Source organism: Paraburkholderia sp. SIMBA_054 (assembly GCF_046534875.1).
Taxonomy (GTDB): Bacteria; Pseudomonadota; Gammaproteobacteria; order Burkholderiales; family Burkholderiaceae; genus Paraburkholderia; species Paraburkholderia hospita.
Genome location: NZ_JAWRXV010001722.1, coordinates 1 through 236, shown reverse-complemented (window position 1 = coordinate 236; position 236 = coordinate 1). Strand labels below are relative to the sequence as shown.

Annotated in this window: 1 pseudogene; it reads right to left on the bottom strand. The window is 62.7% G+C overall.

Annotated features, from left to right (window positions below):
• Positions 1-189, bottom strand: a pseudogene (locus tag SB822_RS60990) (rRNA (cytidine-2'-O-)-methyltransferase); the annotation flags it as partial.
• Positions 190-236 lie beyond the last annotated feature (47 nt).

Below are 236 nucleotides of genomic sequence, written 5' to 3'. Positions count from 1 at the left end.
CGAGATGCCATAACGCGCGAGCAACTGACCGGTGTTGCGTGTGTCTTCCGCGGCGATGCGGTCGACAAGACCTAGCACATGCAGCGCGCGCAGCGTGATGTCGGCGACGTTGCCGATCGGCGTGGCCACCACATACAGCGCGGCGGCAGGGTACTGCTGTCCTTGCGCGAGTTCGGAGAGAGAAGTCATGAGGCAGAAAACGCAGACGGACGGAATGAGGCCGTCATTGTGCCACG